The sequence below is a fragment of the candidate division TA06 bacterium genome, from assembly GCA_016235665.1.
In the GTDB taxonomy this organism is placed as follows: domain Bacteria; phylum Edwardsbacteria; class AC1; order AC1; family EtOH8; genus UBA5202.
The window spans coordinates 69,568-87,480 of the sequence record JACRJI010000003.1 but is presented as its reverse complement, the minus strand read 5'-3'; the positions used below and the strand labels follow the sequence as shown (position 1 = coordinate 87,480).

The following is a 17,913-nucleotide window of genomic DNA, read 5'->3' as shown; positions in this document are numbered from 1 at the left end:
TTTTCCTTATAAAGTATCCGAAGAAAGCTTCTTATTCTTTCCCAAATTCCGAGGACAGCATTCCCACCATTATCAGACTGGCCCCCAGCCACCCCAGCCAGGGCATCTTTTCCCCAAAGATCAGAAAGGCGAAGACGGCCGCAAATAACGGTTCCAGCGTGTAGATGACGGCGACCCGGGCGGCGGAGGTCTGTTTTTGGTAATGTGACTGGATCACCAGGGACCCGGCCGTGGCCAGGCCGCTGGTCAACAGCAGGTCCAGCCAAAGCGAGGGGACAAAATGGATGGCCGGTCTTTCCAGCCGCCACATGAACAGCAGGCTCAGGAAGACGGTGGTGATTATCTGGACCATTACCATGTTCATGGCCCCGTGTTTTTGGGTGTAGGTCTGGACCAGTATTATCTCCACCGCAAAACAAGCCGCGCACAGGGCTGTCAGAAGGTCTCCCCGATTGAAGCCCCCGGAGGCCGGCCGGGACAGGAAATACAGGCCCACCGCGGCCAGGGCCACCCCGGTCCAGATCCACGGCCCCACTTTTTTCTTGAGCATGGTGATAGAAAGCGGCGGCACCAGGATCACCGACAGCCCTGTAATGAAGGCCGAACGGGTGGCTGTGGTGTGCACCAGTCCCGCTGTCTGAAGCGCGAACCCCCCGAACAGGAAAGACCCCAGGATGATCCCGTCCCGCCATCCCTTAAAGGGCAGGGTTTTCAATCCACGGTAACAGAACGGCAGCAGAATTACCCCGGCCAGGGCAAAGCGCACCCCCATGAAGACAAGGGGGGTGGCGTGGAGCATGGCATCCTTGACCGCCACAAAGGTGACGCCCCAGAAAAAAGTGGCCAGCAGCAGCCAGAGGTCGGCTTTAAGGTGTCGGTTGGTCATAGGTCTTACATTATAACATAAAACCGCCGCGGTGTTAACCCCCGGCGGTCTTTCCTGGCTTTGATGTTTTTCTATGTTTCGACCGGATAATCCGCCACCACCCGCCGGTCCCTGACCTTCCGCAGAAAGTCCACGGCTTTCAAATGCTCGGGATGTTTTTGGTAGGTGTCCAGGTCTTTCTCGTTCTCGAACACGGAATAGAGGGCCAGGTCAAAAGCATCCTGGCCGGTATTGATGTTTATGCCGATCTCCAGGGACCTCACTTCTGGGATGCTCTTTTTGAGCCCCAGCAGTTTTTCCCGGGCCAGCTCTATGTTCTCCTGCTTGCTGCGGCCCTCGGCCTGTGGCCTAAAACTCCAAAGGACAATATGCTTTATCATGGTTCTCCTTTGCTGGTGAAAATAAAAAAGGACGTAACATTTTTTGCTACATCCTTTTATTCTGCCTGCGGTTCTTTATTCCGGCAGGCGGATGGGCATGATCAGATAGACCAGTTTGTTGTCGTCCTTTTCCTGGCTGGGCCGGACGATGGCCGCCGCCAGCGGTGCGCTGAGATAAATATTCAGCTCGTCGGACTCAACATTCTTGATGATGTCCAGCAGATAGTTGGCGTTGTAGCCGATCTCCATTTCCTCCCCGCCGTATTTGGCCGCCAGGCTTTCAAAGGCCTCCCCGATGTCGGCGGTGCGGCTGGAAAGGTCCAGGGAATCGGCCTTAATGTTCAGTTTGATCATGCTGGTGAAAGTGTCGGAAAACACCGATACCCGGCGCACCCCGGCCGCAAATATCTCAGTGTTGACGGTGACGATCTTATCGTTGCTCCAGGGTATGAACTTGTCGTATTCGGGATAAACTCCTTCGATGTGCCGGGCGAACAGCTGGGTGCTGCCCAGGATGAACTGGGAATAGTTATCGTCGAACTTCAGGATTATCTCCTGTTCGCTGGAACCGATCATCTTGTTGACCAGGTTCAGCCCCTTGGGCGGGATCAGCAGTTCGCTTTTCTGTGAGACTGGCGATATCAGGCTTTCCATCAGGGCCAGGCGCCGGCCGTCGGTGGTCACCACCCGCAGCTTGTCTCCGTTGACCTGGAACAGCACTCCGCACAGGGCCGGGCGGGAACTGTCGTTGGCCGCGGCGAAAAGGGTCTTTTTGATGGCGCTCTGCAGCAGTGAGGCTGGCAGCTTGATCTGCTTGTCTTTTTTGATTTCGGGGATCTTGGGAAATTCGTCCTTGGGTATCCCGATCAGGTTAAAGCGGCTCTTGTCGCACTTGATGGCTATCTTGTTCTCGTTGACCTCGATATCCAGCGGCAGGGAGGGTAGCTGTTTGATGATCTCGAAGAACTGGCGGGCCGGAATGGTGATGGCTCCGGGGTTGGTGATCTTGGCCTCGGTCTCGGTGACGATGGCCACTTCCAGGTCAGTGGCGGAGAACTTTATCTTGTCCTTGGTGGCCTCTAAAAGCACGTTGGCCAGTACCGGAAATGTGCTTTTGGTGGGAACCACTCCGATTATGCTTTGAAGGCTTGAAAGGATCTTGTCCTGGGAGATGGAAATTTTCATTTTAAGATATCTCTCTGTGAATGAGAATGTTTCTTTAGATGAGATGATTAGTTTATTATGATATATCTAATTAACAGTAAAAGTCAATAGTAAAGTTGGTAAATCTTGGGATAAGTCAAAATAATGTTGAAGCCAGTGTCTGTCAGCGGTAAATTGATGTTTTGGTAAGACTGGAAAACATGTTGATAACAGAGGGTTTTATCCACAGTGATCCACAAAGAAAAAAAACAAAAAAACTTATCCCCGGGTTATTCACCCTTTATAGTCTTGGTTATCAACTCCACCTGCCGGGCCATATCCTGGTCTTTTAAGATATCTTTATTCATTTTGTCTATGGCGTGATGAACGGTGGAATGGTCTTTGCCCCCGAAACGCTTGCCGATGTCGTTCAGTGAAGAAGTGGTCAGGGTTCGGGAAAGGTACATGGCTATGTGGCGGGGGAGCACCAGTTCCTTGGTGCGCTTGCTGGAGCGCAAAGCCTCGTCGCTGACGGAAAAATGGTTGGCCACCGTCCTCAGGATGGAATCGATGGAGATGCTTTTGGTCTTTTGGGAGATGATGTGTTTAAGGGCCTCCTGGGCCAGCTCCAGGGTCAGTTCCCGGTCAGCCACCGAGGCAAAGGCGGTGACCCGGACCAAAGATCCCTCCAGTTCCCGGATGTTGGACTTGACCGCCTCGGCCATGAAAAAGATGACCTCATCTGGTACTTTCAGCTCATCGATCTCGGCCTTCTTCTTTAAGATGGCGATCCTGGTCTCCAGGTCGGGGGATTGGATGTCGGCCACCAAACCGCTTTGAAAGCGGGAGACTAGACGCTCCTCCAGCTGGGAGATGTCCTTGGGCGGTCGGTCCGAGGTCAGCACTATCTGTTTGCGTGAGTCATAAAGAGTGTTGAAGGTGTGGAATATCTCCTCCTGCATCCCGGTCTTTTCCGAAAGGAACTGGATATCGTCTATCAGCAGGACGTCAAGATTGCGGTAGTGGTTTTTGAAGTCAAGGATCTTGCGGTTCTGGATGGCGGCCACCATCTCGTTCATGAAATTTTCGGCCGGGGTGTAAAAGATCTTGGCCTTGGGTTTTTTGGCCCGGACGTAATTGCCGATGGCATGGGTCAGATGGGTCTTTCCCAATCCCACACCTCCGTATATGAAAAAGGGGTTATAGACCTTGCCAGGCGCTTCGGCCACGGCCCTGGCCGCGGCGTGGGCAAACTCGTTGCTTTTCCCGATCACAAATTTATCAAATGTATAGCGTTCCCTCAGCTGGCTGTCGCCGTCAATGGCGATGGGCAGTGGAGGGGGAAACTGTTTTTCTGACAAAGAAGGCTTGGGTTGCTCGGTGGGCGCTGAAAAGATCACATCCAGTTCCCTTAGGGCTGTTTCTTTGATGGCTTCTTTTATGAATGGCAGGTAATGTTGTTCCAGCCATTGTATGAAAAACTGGTTGGGAACCCGGAGGGTTATAGACGTATCCCCCATGGAAGCCGCTTTGACAGGCCTTAGCCAGGTGTCATAGCTGCCGGAGCCTATCCGTTCTTTGATTTTTTCCTGGGCCTGTGCCCAAAGTGCTTGTGCTTGTTGGCTCATAAGATATCCACAGCGCTAAAAGGCTGATATTTAAGGGTAGTTAAAGGGTGGTGTTTATAAAGTGCGGAAAATCAAGGCTTGGGGATTATTAACACAGTTATCAACAGGTTGTAAACAACAGTAATATATTGACACACATACTGTTACAAAAAAGAAACGATATTTACAAAAGGATTATCAACAATGCAGTAAGGGTGTATAAAATATCTATTAACAAGGGGTTATAGAGTGTCATTGAAGAGCAAAGTTATCAACAAGGTTTTCCACAGAAAGGGCCATAAAAAAGAAAAAGAAACCACGGATTGCCTGCCCCGTGATTTCATATTAAAAAACATATAACGGTGCTCTTTACTGAGCCAGGATGTAAATATATCAGGTTGCCGAAAAAAAGTCAATAGCGTTTTACGAAAAATAAAAAATAAAAAGAAGAAATTTTTCAATAAATGAAATTTATCTTGAAATAAATCTGCTTTTAGGTTAAAGTTTGATAAAAGAACCCACCAAATAAATTTTATTCCGTAAAAAATGTCAAACCAAAGCTTCAGGTTGAGCGCAAAAGAATTGTCCGGAAGTAAAAACGGGGAAATAACTCCCGGCCAGATCCAACAGTTGGAACAATACGCCCGGTTTGTTTTGGACTGGAACCAGAAAATAAATCTGATCTCCCGGCAGAACGCCGAAAAAACTGTGGCCGGCCACATCGCTGACTCGCTGGCGGCCCTGCCGCTGCTGGATGAGGCCGCCATATACAGCCCGGTTCCGATGACCGTCATGGACCTGGGCTCCGGCGGCGGTTTTCCCGGTTTTCCGCTGAAGATCTGCCGGCCCGGCATCAACCTGACCTGCGTGGAGGCCACCCAGAAGAAAGCAAAATTTTTGGACCTGGCGTCCCGGGAGCTGGATTTGCAGAACGTAACGGTGGTTCCCCAGCATTCCCAAGAGCTGGTCAAGGAGAAGGAACGGCTGAGCAAATACGATGTGGTGCTGTGCCGGGCGGTGGCCGAACTGAAGGAGCTGGTCAAGAGTTCGTTTCCTTTCCTGCGGCCCGGAGGGGTTTTGCTGGCATTCAAGGCGCAGAAGGCGGAGCAGGAAATAAAGGAGGCCGAAAAGGAGCTGGCAAAAAACTATATGCGGATAGAAACCATCAAAGAATATGTCATTGACGGGAAAGCCCGGCAAATAATTGTGCTGGAAAAACAATAGCCGTGGCCAGCAACAAATACACCCATCTGGTCCTCTTTGACATCGACGGAACTCTGGTGCACTGCGGGGCCACTCCCCGAAGGGTTTTCAAGCAGGCCCTGCTGGAGGTCTTCGGTACCGCCGGGCCGATAGACGGCTGGATCTTCGACGGCAAGACCGACTCCATGATCGTCCGGGAGCTGATGGCCGAGGCCGGGGTGGAACACAACAGCGACATGGTGGAAAGGGCGCTGAACCTTTATTCCTCGGCCCTGCAGACTGAACTACCCAAGGCGTCGGACAAAAAGATCTACCCCGGGGTGCGGGAACTGTTGGAGGAGCTGAGCAAACAACCAGTGTTGCAGGGGCTGCTGACCGGGAACATAAGACCGGGCGCGAGGGCCAAACTGGAGTCCTTGGGCCTGTGGAAGTATTTTTCGTTCGGAGCCTTTGCCGACGACTCGGCCGTCCGGAAGGAACTGGCGGATATAGCTGTGCAGAGGGCCTTTGAGATTTCGGGGCAGAAATTCACCGGCAAGCAGATTGTGATCGTTGGTGACACAGAGCACGACATCAACTGCGGCCGTCATTTGGGCGTTAAGACAGTCGGAGTGGGAACCGGGCGCAGTTCCGCTGCCAAGCTCCTGGGGCACGGGGCCGACCAGGCCTTCTGGGACTTCAGCGATTACCAAGAAGTTGTCCGGGTAATATTGGACGTATGAACCGCAGTAAAAGTAAAAGCCCCTGGTCAGAAAAGACCAGGGGCTTTTTGGGTTGTGCCAAACCTCTTAGAAAAGAGAGAACCCTATCAAAAGAGAGATGTTCGAATTTTTAACATTTTCGTCCGGTGCGATGTTATCTATGGAACCCAATCCCATTGAATAGCGGGCTTCGACGGAAAGCTTGATCGGTGTCTGGACACCGGCCCCGAAGGTCAACCCCATGTCGGAGCTCTTGAACAGGTCGGAAATATCCACAGAAGCCGAAATTCCTCCGAGGGTGGCTTCACCGGTGGCTCCCATCATGGTGGAGAAATAGGGTCCGGCCAGAACATAGGGTTTGACAATGGCGCCAAACGAGATCTTGGCCAGCACCGGGATCTCAAGGTAATTTATACGGCTGGTGGCTTCGTATGCGGTACCCAGGATCTCGCCGGTCTCCTTACAGCCTTTTTGCGAGAACAGGATCTCCGGCTGGACCGCGATATTGGGCAGCAGGCCGATGCTGGCGTATGCGCCCACCGCCACCCCGGCCAGGCCCTCGGTGCCGCTCAGGCTGTCGCCGGACATGTTGGCCACGTTCATCCCGCCCTTGATGCCAAAAGACAATCCCTGGGCCAAAGCCAAGGAACCCAGGCCCAACAAAAGCAGCAAGACAAATAATTTTTTCATAACTGTACTCCAGTTGTTGTTATTGAGGTTGATAACCAATATAATAATAGGTTGAGCATTAAATGTCAACAGTAATCTAATAATTTTAGCTCAAAATAAAAAAGATATTTTTTGCAGATTTTATAAATATTATGGTATAATAAAAAGCTTGCATCAATGACCTTATAAACCCGGATATGATCACCAATAAATGACAAAAATAATAGCCGTAGCCAACCAAAAGGGCGGGGTGGGAAAGACCACCACCGCCATCAATCTGGCCGCCAGCCTGGCGGTGCTGGAGAAGACCACCCTGCTGGTGGACCTGGATCCCCAGGCCAACGCCACCAGCGGGCTGGGCCAGGACAAATCACAGGTGGAGCGGGGCATCTACGACGCGCTGATGGAGGAGATCCCGCTGGCCGGGATCATCCTGCCGACCGCTTTGCCCAAACTTATGCTGGCCCCCTCTCAGATAGACCTGGCCGGGGCCGAGGTAGAGATGGTGGAGCGCCAGGGCCGGGAGTTCCTGCTTAAGCCTTTGGTGGAAGCGGCGGCCGAAAAGTTTCAGTACATAGTAATTGACTGCCCGCCCAGCCTGGGCCTGCTGACCATCAACGCGCTGACGGCGGCCCACAGCGTGCTGATCCCGCTCCAAGCCGAGTACTACGCGCTGGAGGGGCTGGGCCAGCTGATGAACACCTTTGACCTGGTGAAAGAGGGACTCAACCCGGCGCTGGAACTGGAGGGGATCCTTCTGACCATGTTCGACAGCCGGCTGAATCTGGCCCAGCAGGTGGCCGACGAACTGCACAAGCACTTTCCGGAGAAGGTCTACAAGGCCGTGATCAACCGCAGTGTGCGGCTGGCCGAGGCCCCGTCCCACGGCAAACCGATCATCCTTTACGACGTCAACTCCCAGGGGGCGCAGGGATACTTGAGCCTGGCCCGGGAGATAGTGAAAGCCGAAAAAACAAAGGAACATAGATAAATCAAGCAAAGACATGGCATGCCATGTCCCAACCAAAACGGAGGGCGTAATGGACCCGAAAAAACTTTCGTCCAAACTTTTGATCAAGCCCGGTAAAAAAGTGAACCTGGAAAAGATCAAGCCCGGCGATACTTTGGGGTTCAAGGACAAGGAACAGGCCGTAAAGCTATTGGAGAAGAACCAGAAACGGATGGCCGAGCTTCAATATCTGTTGTACGCCCAGAACAAATACGGCCTGCTGATAGTGCTGCAGGGTATGGACGCCTGCGGCAAGGACGGCACCGTGCGCCAGGTGATGCGGGGGGTGAACCCCCAGGGCTGCAAGATAGTCTCCTACAAGGCCCCCAACTCGGTGGAGCTGGACCACGACTACCTGTGGCGCATCCACCACAACGTGCCGCCCAAGGGGGACATCGGCATCTTCAACCGCTCGCACTACGAGGACGTGCTGATAGTGAGGGTCCACAATCTGGTTCCCAAGGAGGTCTGGTCGGAACGCTACGGCCAGATCAACGATTTTGAAAAAATGCTGGCCGGCAACAATTATGTGGTGCTGAAATTCTTTTTGCACATCAGCAAGCAGGAGCAGAAGGAGCGGCTGGAGGCCAGGCTGCAGGATCCCACCAAGAACTGGAAGATGAACCCCGAGGACCTTAAGGAACGGGCCAAGTGGAACGATTACCAGAAGGCTTACGAGGCGGCCCTCTCCAACTGCAGCACCAAGCAGGCCCCCTGGTTCGTGATCCCGGCCGACAAAAAATGGTTCCGCAACCTGGCCATCTCCCAGATCATCGTGGAATCGCTGGAAGGGCTGAACATGAAGTTCCCCAAGCCGGACTTTGATCCCAAGAAGATAGTGGTAAAATAGAACACGGATAATAACCATACCTGACGAGGTGACCGGACGCGGATTAACGCTGATTTTATGGATTTAATTGGGATATTCTCGGCGGAATCTGCGGGGATCTGCGTCCTGTAAGAAATTTAAACAACGGAGACCGCATGTCTGCACCCAAACGCGGGCTGGGCAAGGGGCTTTCGGCCCTGATCCCGGCCAAAACAACAAAAATATTACCGGCCAGCCATCCCGAAGGCCTGGAGCGGTTCCTCAAGGTCGGCGACATCAAGCCCAACCGCTTTCAGCCCCGCCGCAGCATCAAGGACGAATCGCTGGCGGAGCTGGCCGAGTCCATCCGGGAGAAGGGCGTGATCGAGCCGGTGATAGTCCGGCGGAGCGGGACCGGCTACGAGCTGATCGCCGGCGAGCGCCGCTTTAGGGCGGTGCAAAAGCTGGGATTACCTGAAATCCCGGCCATCATCCGCCAGGCCACCGACCAGGAGGCCTTGGAGCTGGCGCTGATAGAGAATATCCAGCGCGAGAACCTGAATCCCGTGGACGAGGCCAAGGGCTACGAACGGCTGCAGAAGGAATTCACCCTGACCCAGGAGGCCCTGGCTAAAAAGGTGGGCAAGGAGCGTTCCACCGTGGCCAACAGCTTAAGGCTTTTGACCCTGCCGGCCGAGGTCCAAAAATTGCTGGAGGAAGAAAAGCTTTCCGCCGGCCATGCCCGGGCCATATTGACGGCGGTCGGGGCGGCCAGACAGTCGGCCCTGGCCAGGGAGATAATCGCCAAGGGGCTTTCGGTGCGGGAGACCGAGGCCAAGGCCAGGGGCGAGGCAGGAAAGCAGACGCCCGGGCCGGTTCCCGCCAAGAACAAAAACCTGGACCAGCACCTGTCCAACATCCAGAACGAGATGCAACGGGCGCTGGGGACCAAGGTCCGATTAGTGCCCAAGGGCAAAGCCCAGGGGAAGATAGAGATTGAGTATTACTCGGCCGAGGATTTTGAAAGGATAATGGAGAGGCTGAAGATAAAGGTATAATGACAGATACTGTCGAAAATATTAAAAGGATAGCAGTATCTTCAATTTTTTCTGACGATACCCTAAGAGACATATTTGTTCTAAAGGGTGGCAATGCTTTAAACCTAGTATATAAAGTTACATCAAGGTCTTCTTTAGATATTGATTTATCGATCTCCACATCATTAGACAGTTATAGTCTCCAAAAGATAAAGGTGTTAATAAAAAGAGCCCTCAAAGAGGGCTATAGTGTTGAAGGCTTCACATTATTTGATTATTCATTCAGGGAGCGTCCACAGAAAATTATGCCAGGAATACCGCCTTTCTGGGGTGGATATCGTATAGAATATAAGGTAATTCAAAATGAAAAATACAGCAAACAAGATATTAATACAACAAGAAAGCATGCACTAAGTTTAACAACAAAGCACAACAAGATATTTTCAATAGATATAAGCAAGTATGAGTATTGTGAAACAAAGATAAAGCGAGATCTGCAAGGGTACGTTATTTTTACATATAGTCCCGAGATGATCCTGTTCGAGAAACTGAGAGCAATTTGTCAACAAACGGATGAATACAACAAGATTTTTGGGAAAAGTCACAAAGAACAGCGGGCGCGGGATTTCTTTGACATCTTTTCCATATTGGAAAACATTAATATTTCATGGAACCCGCTAACGCATACAAAGTTAATTAGGAATATATTTAAGGCCAAGAAAGTACCACTTACGCTACTATCAAAAATACATAAATACCGTGAAATGCATCGAATAGGCTATGATTCTTTAAAGGACACGGTATATCACAAAGAAGAAGTAAAGGATTTTAATTTTTACTTTGACTATGTTTTAAGCTTTATTGTTAAGTTAAAAACCTTTAGGATAATATAACTTCCATCTATCAGAATAGTCTAATTTTTTAAAGCCATGTGCTAGGTAAAAATTGTATTTAATTCCTTTCTTGTGGAAGATGTTTAAATCTTGTTGGTTCACCAGATTTGTTTTTTCAAGATAAAAACCGATACATTGATGATAGGGATAAATGTAATCCATTTTTTTTAGATAATCATATAATTTTTTTATGGATATTTTACCCACGGCATTTTTATATGCTTTCATAACCTCAAAAACACCACCCGAATATTCTGGCCTTACTGTGGCATCAAGTAATGTTCTTTCGAGATCTGTTACCTTAACTTGTATGTTATCGTTTTTATAATCAATAACGCCCAGCTTGTGTGAAGCTTTACCGCTTATCATATATATTTTATAGTTCTTATACTCTGCAATGTTGTTTGTTGAACGGGGTTTGTTCTTAAATGCCATATCAATTCTATCCTGCATAAGAATATTATCACTACTAGAAAACTTAGGCGTTTGTTCAACATTGATGTAATATGTGGTTGGGCGTTGTTCCGTTAAATTATGCAGATACATTGCGGTGTAATAGCAAAAAAAACTGTTTTTTTTCAATAGAGAGAGCAGCTCTAAATCAGAAACCTCTCCATATGTATATTTAATTTCTTTTTGGGCCGGAAAACTGAATTCCCATTTTTTAAGTGGAGTGTGTTCTACTAAATCGTTAATCACAGAACGGTAACTTTTACTGGTAGGAATGCCCCACCGTTCATTGTTGTCGTCAATAATTTTTTTTATTTCCGTGAAAGTTAAAACGTACTTACCGTATTGTTTAAAAGTATTCGAGGCTTCGATGATGAGTTTTGTTAGCTGTTTTTTTCGCATGTTTATATCAGATGACTATACAGTATATATACTGTATAGTCATCTCCTTTCAATAAAGAGTATTTCTTAAAAAGGTGTATTATCATAGTATATATACTATGATAATACACCTAATGACCACTTCTTGTCAAGAGATATTTTATGAATATAACACAAATTTCCATCACCAAGCCCGAGGAGGTTAACTTCATCCTGGGGCAGACCCACTTCATCAAGACGGTGGAAGACCTTTACGAGATACTGGTCTCGGCCGTGCCGGGCATTAAGTTCGGGCTGGCCTTCTGCGAGGCCTCCGGAGCCTGCCTGATCAGGTCCGAGGGCACAGACGAAGAGATGGTAAAACTGGCGGTCGACAACGCCAAGACCATCGGGGCCGGACACAGCTTCATCATCTTCCTGAAGAACGCCTACCCCATCAACGTCCTCAACGCGGTCAAAAACTGCCCCGAGGTCTGCCGCATCTTCTGCGCCACCGCCAACCCCTGCCAGGTGATAGTTGCCGAAAACGAGCAGGGCCGGGGCATCATGGGCGTGATAGACGGCTCCTCCCCAAAGGGGGTGGAGGACGAAGCGGGCAGGACCTGGCGGAAGGAACTATTGCGAAAAATAGGATACAAGAGATAACCGCAAAGCATTTGTAAGAGGAAATTTTTTGTACATCAAAGATTACAATAAAACAGCCCTGATCTACCAGAGACGGGAGATATCCTACGCCCAAACCATAGCCGCGGTCAAAACCCTTGCCGCCGGGTACCAGTTGAAAAAAGGCGAGCGGGCGGCCATCTTTTCCGAGAACCGCCCGGAGTGGGTCTATGCGCTGTTCTCGGTCTGGGAGAAAAGCGGGATCGCGGTCCCCATCGACTATCTGTCCCCGGCCGACGAGGTGGGCTATATCCTTAACGACTGCCGCCCGGAGATAGTTTTTTGTTCCGCCAAAACCAAAGATGTCCTTAATGCCGCTGTCTCTGAACTGAAGGACGGATACCGTCCCAAGATATCCATTTTCGAGGAACCGCCCAAGTCCGGGTCAGCCCCGGTCCAAGAGCCGGTAAGTTACGACGTCCACGACACCGCCATCATCATCTACACCTCCGGCACCACCGGCAGTCCCAAGGGCGTGATGCTGACCCACGACAACCTGCACTCCAACATCGAGGCGGTGGTGGACGGGGCAAAGATCTATTCCGCCCGGGACAGGCTGCTGGCCATCCTGCCCTTCCACCACATCTTTCCCCTGATGGGGAACATCATGGCTCCCTTGTCCTGCGGCGGCACTTTGGTGATCCTGGAAAAGATATCATCCGAGGACATCCTGAACGCCTTCAAAGAATACAAGATCACCATCGTCATCGGAGTGCCCCGGCTTTACCGGTTGTTCCACAAGGGGCTGGTGGACAAGATCAACGCCAGCCCGGCCGCCAAAATACTGCTGAAGATCTCCCGCAGCCTGAAATCACTGGCCTTCAGCCGGCTGGTGTTCAAAAAAGCCCAGCAGGCCTTTGGCGGCAGCATCACCTACTTCGTCTCGGGCGGGGCCAAGCTGGACGAGCAGGTGGGGGGAGATCTTTACGCAATGGGCTTCGAGATACTGGAAGGTTTCGGCATGACAGAGGCCGCCCCCATGATCACCTTCACCCGGCCGGGGCAGGTGAAGATAGGTTCGCCGGGAACGCCAACCACCCAGACGGAGGTCAGGATCGAGGGCGGAGAGGTGCTGGCCCGGGGCCGCAATATCATGAAGGGCTATTACAACAAGCCGGAGGAGACTGCCGCCATCCTGAAAAACGGCTGGCTGCACACCGGGGACCAGGGCTACCTGGATGGCAAGGACCGGCTGTACATCACCGGACGCAAGAAGGAGATCATAGTCCTCTCCAACGGCAAGAACATCAATCCCGAGGAGATCGAGAACCGCATCCTGTCCATCTCCCCGCTGATCAAGGAGATCGGGGTCTACCCCAAGGACGAGAAACTGGGGGCGGTGATCCACCCCGACCTGCTGGCGGTCAAGAAGGAGCAGGTGGTCAACCTGCGCGAGACCATCAAATGGCTGGTGCTGGACAAATTCAACCTGACGGTCCCCAGTTACAAGAAGATCCACCATTTTACCCTGGTCACCAGCGAACTGCCCAAGACCCGGCTGGGCAAGCTCAAGAGATTCCTGCTGCCCCAGATGGACCAGAAAACGGCCGAGACCCACCAGGCCAAGCCCGACCCGGATACCGATGAATACCGGGCCTTGAAAAAGTATCTGGAGAAAGCCCTGGACCAGAAGGTCTGGCCCGAACAGCATCTGGAGTATGACCTGGGGCTGGATTCGCTGGGCAAGATAGAACTGGACCTGTTTTTGGAAAAAACATTTGGGCTTAAGCTGGAGGACGAGGAATCGGTGGCCCACCATACGGTGGAGGGGCTGAGCCGGGTGATCGCCGAAAAGAGATCCCAAGGCAGCGCCGAGGTCTCCGACTGGCACAGCACCTTGCAGGAGAAGGTGGATTTCGAACTGCCCTCCAGCATAGGCTTGATCAGGTTCCTGAAAATAGCTACCACGCCGCTGTTCTGCCTTTACTTCCGCCTCAGTGGCATCGGGCAGGACCGGCTGCCGCCGGCACCGTTCATTCTGGCGCCCAACCACCAGAGCTTTTTGGACGGGTTGTTCCTTTCCATATTCCTGCCCAACCAGGTGCTGGAGAACACATATTTCCTGACGGCCGGCAAGCATGTTCAGACCCCCTTTGCCAGGTTCTCCGCCCGCCACAGCAACATGCTGGTGATGGACATCAACCGCGACTTGAAGAAGACCCTGCAACAGGCCGCCGCCGCCATCCGGGCCGGCAAGAACCTGGCCATCTTCCCCGAGGGGGCCCGCAGCCGGGACGGGAACCTGCAGGAGTTCAAGAAGACCTTCGCCATCCTAAGCAAGGAACTGCAGGTGCCGGTGGTACCGGTGGCCGTCTCCGGGGCTTATGCTGCGTTTCCCATCGGCCGCAAGATTCCCAAGTCCGGAAAGATAACGCTGAAGTTCCTTCCGCCGATCTACCCCGGAGAGATGGACTACCAGCAGATCGCAGACAAGACCAGGGAGGTCATAGCCGGGAACCTTTGATCTCCGGTGGAGGGAAAGCAGTTCTTTCAAAAACAAATAACATGTCTACAGCCGAAGCGGGCATCCTTTATAAAACAAATATAAAAGGAGCATTACCATGCCGGACTGTGAATGTCTAGCCGCCTGTCCGTTCTTTAACGACAAGATGGCCAACATGCCGTCTATGGCGGGGATCTACAAGAATAAATACTGCAAGGATGATTTTGAATCCTGCGCCCGTTACATTGTTTTCAAGACGCTGGGGAAGGGGACGGTACCGGCAGATTTGTTTCCCAACCAGCTGAGCCGGGCCGAGGAACTGGTCAAGGGGAAGTAAGCCGGGAACAGAAGAACCGTAACGGCCCACAAAAAGCTAATTCCAATAATCTGCCCCCTGTTAATATGCGTTGCTGTATCATATATTTCTCCCAGACCGGGAACACCCGCCAGGTGGCTGAGACCATCCAGGAGGACCTGGCGGCCCAGGCCGGCTCCTGCGCATTGGTGCGGCTGGAGGACGCCGACCCTTTGCTGGTGGAGCGCTATGACCTGATAGGCCTAGGAGCCCCGGCCTTTTATTTCAGGGAGCCGTACAATGTCCAGAAGTTCCTGGAGGAACTGCCGGACCATTCGGGTAAACCCCGCCCCTTTTTCTTTTTCGTGACCCACGGCGGAACCCCGGGGGCAATATCCCAAAGGATCTGCGCCCTGGCGGCCCGGCATGGCTTTGTGACCCTTGACTTTTACCAGTGTTTGGGATATGATACATATCCGCCTTTTGCCGCCAGGGTCCCGGCCTCGGGGGCCGGGCACCCCGACCAGCAGGACCTGGAAGGGGCAAAGATATTTGCCGAGAGCGTCCTGAACAAGGCCCGGCAATTTGTCCAGGATCCAAAAACCAGCAACTGCTCCCCGTCCGGCAGTTTTTTGAACCGGGCCGTGGCCGGAATGTTCAGCCACCGCGCTTTATTGCGGCACATGAGAACGGGACTGCTGCCCCGGAAGAACCTGAAAAAAGAACTCTGCACCAAATGCGGCCTGTGCGCCGAAAATTGCCCGGTCAATGTCATCAGCCTGGATCCGTATCCGGCATTCAGGGAGGAGGACTGCATCGCCTGCTACCATTGCGAGCGCATCTGTCCCGAAGGGGCTTACAGCAACAACTGGGCCCCCTTCAAATTGCTGACCGGAGAGTACCTCCATCAATTTTTGTCAAAATTATTTCACCGGCAGAAAAACCCCAAACCTTAGGAGCGGTTTAATGTCTTTAAAAACAAAGGGTCCCACAACCAATAACAAAACAGCCGAAGCCCCCAAGCCAAATCCCACGCTGGAGCTGGTTAAAAGACTGACCCAGGTCTCGGGTCCCTCGGGCTACGAAACCCGGGCGGCCAAGGCAGCCCTGGCCGAACTGAAGCCTTTTGCCGACCAAGTGAAGACCGACAAGATGGGCAGCGTGGCCGCCTTCAAGAAGGGCTCGGGTCCAAAAGCTTCCGGCAAAAAGATACTTTTGGCCGCCCACCTGGACGAGATCGGTCTTTTGGTGACCAGGATCGAGGAGGGCGGTTTTCTGCGCTTTACCGAGATCGGCGGGTTTGACATCAGAGTCCTGTTAAGCCAGGAAGTGGTGGTCCACCCGGTGGGCCGGCTGGGGCCGGGCACCGACAAGGTCTTTCCCGGGATCATCGGGGCCAAGCCGCCGCACTTTCAGACTCCCGAGGAAAGCCATCAGGTGATAGCCCTGGCCGACCTGTATATCGACCTGGGGATGGAGGAAAAGGAGGTCCGGGCCAAGATCTCGGTGGGCGATGTGGTGACCATGCGGATGCCGTTCATCAACCTGAGGAACGACCGGGCCGCCGGCAAGGCCATGGACGACCGGGCCTGCATAGCGGTGATGGTGAAGACCCTGGAACTGCTTAAAAAAATGCGCCACAGCTGGGACGTTTACGCGGTGACCACGGTGCAGGAAGAGGCGGGCTGGGGCTGCCTGGGCGCCCTGACCTCCTGCTATAACGCCAATCCCGACATCGGCATCGCCATTGACGTGACCCACGCCGACATGCCGGCGGCCTCCGAGACAGAGACCGCCCCCCTGGGCAAGGGGCCAACCATTTCCATGGGGCCCAACCTGCACCCGGCGGTGGTGGACAAGCTGAAGGAAGTGGCCAAGACCGAAGAGATCCCCTATCAGCTGGATCCGGTGGCCGGGGTCACCGGCACCGATGCCATGGACATCCAGATCTCGCGTGAGGGGATACCCACCGGCCTGATCGGCCTGCCGCTGCGCTATATGCACACCCCGGTGGAGACCCTGGCGGCATTGGACGTGGAGCGCTCGGCCCGGCTGCTGGCCCGGTTTATTGCCGAGTTGGATGATATCAAGCTGGAGTGGAAGGACGAAGACTGAATAACGATTGCAAATTGAAAATTTGAAATTGCAAAATTAAGGAAACAATGATAGACCTTAAACTGATAGAACAACTGACCAACGCCTGGGGCGTCAGCGGCAACGAGAACCAGGTGCGCCAGATCATCCGGAAGCAGATCGAGAAGAACGTGGACGACATCCGGGTGGATGCCATGGGCAACCTGATCGCCTTAAAAAAAGCCAAGAGCTCCAAGGGCAAAGCCTTGAAGGTGATGATCGCCGGCCACATGGACGAAGTGGGGCTGATGGTGACCTCCATCGACAAATCCGGCTACCTGAAGTTCGACAAGGTGGGCGGGATAGACGACCGGGTGCTGCTGGCCAAGCGGGTGCTGATCGGCAGGGACCGGATCCCGGGAGTGATCGGGGTGCGGCCCATCCACCTGCTGTACCGCAAGGGCGAGCACAAAAAGGTCTCCAGCCACGAGGAAATGTTCATTGACATCGGGGCTTCCAGCCAGGAAGAGGCCCAGCGCAGCGTCAACCCGGGCGACTACGTGATGTTCGACACCCCCTGCGAGGACTGGGGCAGCCTGATCAAGGCCAAGGCCTTTGACGACAGGATCGGCTGCTACATGATGATAGAACTGCTGAAGAATCGTTACAGCTTTGACCTTTACGCCGCCTTTACCACCCAGGAAGAGGTGGGACTGCGGGGCGGCCGGGTGGCGGCCTACCGCCACCTGCCGGACATGGCCTTCATCCTGGAAGGGACCCCGGCCGGTGATTTCCCGCAGCCCAATGAGAAGGACATCAGCCGGGTCCCGGCTTTGGGCAAGGGCCCGGTGATCACGGTGATGGACCGGACCGTATTCTGCGACAAGGGGCTGATCAAGCTTTTGACCGACACCGCCAAGGCCAATAGGATCCCGGTCCAGATCAAGCGGCCCGGCACCGGCGGCACCGACGCCGGACGGATCCACATGACCAAGGAGGGCGTCAGGACGGTGGTGCTGGCCATACCCTCGCGCTACATTCATTCGCCGGTCTGTCTGATCAGCAAGCGGGACGTGACCGCCGGGATGAAGCTGATGGAAGAGACATTCAAGAAGCTGCGGTAGACGTACCAGAAAGGCACATTTACCACGGAAACACAGAAATCATGAAAGAAATATTGAACAGAGAAAACCAGTTGTTATAATTCCGTGTTTTCCGGCCTTCAGTGTTTCTGTGGTAAGTTTCGTAAAATAACAGCTCTAGCCAATCTGA

Annotated in this window: 18 protein-coding genes; 12 read left to right on the top strand and 6 right to left on the bottom strand. The window is 52.8% G+C overall.

The features are described 5' to 3' along the window. Positions 1 to 31: 31 nt before the first annotated feature. The 4 genes from HZA73_01125 to dnaA form a co-directional block, all read right to left on the bottom strand. The gene (locus tag HZA73_01125; protein ID MBI5804627.1) at positions 32 to 886 is read right to left on the bottom strand and encodes a DMT family transporter; all 855 of its coding nucleotides are present in this window, start codon (positions 884 to 886) and stop codon (positions 32 to 34) included. Between the two features lie 71 nt (positions 887 to 957). Then, positions 958 to 1,266: a Dabb family protein gene (locus HZA73_01120; GenBank protein MBI5804626.1), complete on the bottom strand. Its 309-nt coding sequence runs from the start codon at positions 1,264 to 1,266 to the stop codon at positions 958 to 960. A gap of 75 nt (positions 1,267 to 1,341) precedes the next feature. Beyond that, positions 1,342 to 2,451 carry a DNA polymerase III subunit beta gene (gene dnaN / locus HZA73_01115; protein MBI5804625.1) on the bottom strand — a complete coding sequence of 370 codons (1,110 nt, stop codon included), beginning with the start codon at positions 2,449 to 2,451 and terminating at the stop codon, positions 1,342 to 1,344. A gap of 248 nt (positions 2,452 to 2,699) precedes the next feature. Continuing rightward, positions 2,700 to 4,037 carry a chromosomal replication initiator protein DnaA gene (gene dnaA / locus HZA73_01110; protein ID MBI5804624.1) on the bottom strand — a complete coding sequence of 446 codons (1,338 nt, stop codon included), beginning with the start codon at positions 4,035 to 4,037 and terminating at the stop codon, positions 2,700 to 2,702. A 561-nt stretch (positions 4,038 to 4,598) separates the two neighbouring features. Here dnaA and rsmG point away from each other — a divergent pair. Both rsmG and HZA73_01100 read left to right on the top strand, forming a co-directional pair. After that, complete coding sequence (gene rsmG, locus HZA73_01105; protein MBI5804623.1) at positions 4,599 to 5,240, top strand: 16S rRNA (guanine(527)-N(7))-methyltransferase RsmG; 642 nt, start codon at positions 4,599 to 4,601, stop codon at positions 5,238 to 5,240. 2 nt (positions 5,241 to 5,242) lie between these two features. Next, on the top strand, positions 5,243 to 5,941 hold the full coding sequence (locus HZA73_01100) for an HAD family hydrolase (protein ID MBI5804622.1): 699 nt from the start codon (positions 5,243 to 5,245) through the stop codon (positions 5,939 to 5,941). Positions 5,942 to 6,007: 66 nt separating this feature from the next. On the opposite strand, the gene HZA73_01095 is transcribed toward HZA73_01100, so the two are convergent. After that, complete coding sequence (locus HZA73_01095; protein MBI5804621.1) at positions 6,008 to 6,610, bottom strand: PorT family protein; 603 nt, start codon at positions 6,608 to 6,610, stop codon at positions 6,008 to 6,010. 190 nt (positions 6,611 to 6,800) lie between these two features. On the opposite strand from HZA73_01095, the gene HZA73_01090 reads away from it, so the two are divergent. The 4 genes from HZA73_01090 (at position 6,801) to HZA73_01075 (ending at position 10,336) form a co-directional block, all read left to right on the top strand. After that, complete coding sequence (locus HZA73_01090) at positions 6,801 to 7,580, top strand: ParA family protein (GenBank protein ID MBI5804620.1); 780 nt, start codon at positions 6,801 to 6,803, stop codon at positions 7,578 to 7,580. Between the two features lie 49 nt (positions 7,581 to 7,629). Next, positions 7,630 to 8,448, top strand: coding sequence for a polyphosphate kinase 2 family protein (locus HZA73_01085; protein MBI5804619.1), 819 nt, complete (start codon positions 7,630 to 7,632; stop codon positions 8,446 to 8,448). A gap of 134 nt (positions 8,449 to 8,582) precedes the next feature. Further along, complete coding sequence (locus HZA73_01080) at positions 8,583 to 9,464, top strand: ParB/RepB/Spo0J family partition protein (GenBank protein ID MBI5804618.1); 882 nt, start codon at positions 8,583 to 8,585, stop codon at positions 9,462 to 9,464. Next, positions 9,464 to 10,336, top strand: coding sequence for a nucleotidyl transferase AbiEii/AbiGii toxin family protein (locus tag HZA73_01075; GenBank protein MBI5804617.1), 873 nt, complete (start codon positions 9,464 to 9,466; stop codon positions 10,334 to 10,336). Before HZA73_01080 ends, HZA73_01075 begins: the two co-directional genes overlap by 1 nt. On the opposite strand, the gene HZA73_01070 is transcribed toward HZA73_01075, so the two are convergent. Continuing rightward, a complete protein-coding gene (locus HZA73_01070; protein ID MBI5804616.1) occupies positions 10,313 to 11,188 on the bottom strand; it encodes a hypothetical protein in 876 nt (291 codons plus the stop codon). The genes HZA73_01075 and HZA73_01070 overlap by 24 nt on opposite strands. A gap of 141 nt (positions 11,189 to 11,329) precedes the next feature. On the opposite strand from HZA73_01070, the gene HZA73_01065 reads away from it, so the two are divergent. From HZA73_01065 to HZA73_01040, 6 genes are all read left to right on the top strand, one after another. Next, positions 11,330 to 11,812: an adenosine-specific kinase gene (locus HZA73_01065; GenBank protein MBI5804615.1), complete on the top strand. Its 483-nt coding sequence runs from the start codon at positions 11,330 to 11,332 to the stop codon at positions 11,810 to 11,812. A gap of 28 nt (positions 11,813 to 11,840) precedes the next feature. Next, the gene (locus HZA73_01060; GenBank protein ID MBI5804614.1) at positions 11,841 to 14,294 is read left to right on the top strand and encodes an AMP-binding protein; all 2,454 of its coding nucleotides are present in this window, start codon (positions 11,841 to 11,843) and stop codon (positions 14,292 to 14,294) included. 97 nt (positions 14,295 to 14,391) lie between these two features. Then, positions 14,392 to 14,610, top strand: coding sequence for a hypothetical protein (locus tag HZA73_01055; protein MBI5804613.1), 219 nt, complete (start codon positions 14,392 to 14,394; stop codon positions 14,608 to 14,610). Between the two features lie 65 nt (positions 14,611 to 14,675). After that, positions 14,676 to 15,524 carry a 4Fe-4S binding protein gene (locus HZA73_01050; protein ID MBI5804612.1) on the top strand — a complete coding sequence of 283 codons (849 nt, stop codon included), beginning with the start codon at positions 14,676 to 14,678 and terminating at the stop codon, positions 15,522 to 15,524. Positions 15,525 to 15,534: 10 nt separating this feature from the next. Then, the gene (locus tag HZA73_01045; protein MBI5804611.1) at positions 15,535 to 16,683 is read left to right on the top strand and encodes a M42 family metallopeptidase; all 1,149 of its coding nucleotides are present in this window, start codon (positions 15,535 to 15,537) and stop codon (positions 16,681 to 16,683) included. 47 nt (positions 16,684 to 16,730) lie between these two features. After that, positions 16,731 to 17,765: a M42 family metallopeptidase gene (locus tag HZA73_01040; GenBank protein ID MBI5804610.1), complete on the top strand. Its 1,035-nt coding sequence runs from the start codon at positions 16,731 to 16,733 to the stop codon at positions 17,763 to 17,765. Positions 17,766 to 17,913: the final 148 nt, after the last annotated feature.

Bases quoted from the DNA above. Each gene is read 5' to 3' on its own strand.
- HZA73_01075 (MBI5804617.1), top strand. From the start codon at position 9,464: ATGACAGATACTGTCGAAAATATTAAAAGGATAGCAGTATCTTCAATT.
- HZA73_01065 (MBI5804615.1), top strand. From the start codon at position 11,330: ATGAATATAACACAAATTTCCATCACCAAGCCCGAGGAGGTTAACTTC.
- HZA73_01045 (MBI5804611.1), top strand. From the start codon at position 15,535: ATGTCTTTAAAAACAAAGGGTCCCACAACCAATAACAAAACAGCCGAA.
- HZA73_01095 (MBI5804621.1), bottom strand. From the start codon at position 6,610: ATGAAAAAATTATTTGTCTTGCTGCTTTTGTTGGGCCTGGGTTCCTTG.
- HZA73_01090 (MBI5804620.1), top strand. From the start codon at position 6,801: ATGACAAAAATAATAGCCGTAGCCAACCAAAAGGGCGGGGTGGGAAAG.
- HZA73_01050 (MBI5804612.1), top strand. From the start codon at position 14,676: ATGCGTTGCTGTATCATATATTTCTCCCAGACCGGGAACACCCGCCAG.
- HZA73_01125 (MBI5804627.1), bottom strand. From the start codon at position 886: ATGACCAACCGACACCTTAAAGCCGACCTCTGGCTGCTGCTGGCCACT.
- HZA73_01055 (MBI5804613.1), top strand. From the start codon at position 14,392: ATGCCGGACTGTGAATGTCTAGCCGCCTGTCCGTTCTTTAACGACAAG.
- dnaA (MBI5804624.1), bottom strand. From the start codon at position 4,037: ATGAGCCAACAAGCACAAGCACTTTGGGCACAGGCCCAGGAAAAAATC.
- HZA73_01120 (MBI5804626.1), bottom strand. From the start codon at position 1,266: ATGATAAAGCATATTGTCCTTTGGAGTTTTAGGCCACAGGCCGAGGGC.
- dnaN (MBI5804625.1), bottom strand. From the start codon at position 2,451: ATGAAAATTTCCATCTCCCAGGACAAGATCCTTTCAAGCCTTCAAAGC.
- HZA73_01080 (MBI5804618.1), top strand. From the start codon at position 8,583: ATGTCTGCACCCAAACGCGGGCTGGGCAAGGGGCTTTCGGCCCTGATC.
- HZA73_01085 (MBI5804619.1), top strand. From the start codon at position 7,630: ATGGACCCGAAAAAACTTTCGTCCAAACTTTTGATCAAGCCCGGTAAA.
- HZA73_01070 (MBI5804616.1), bottom strand. From the start codon at position 11,188: ATGCGAAAAAAACAGCTAACAAAACTCATCATCGAAGCCTCGAATACT.
- HZA73_01040 (MBI5804610.1), top strand. From the start codon at position 16,731: ATGATAGACCTTAAACTGATAGAACAACTGACCAACGCCTGGGGCGTC.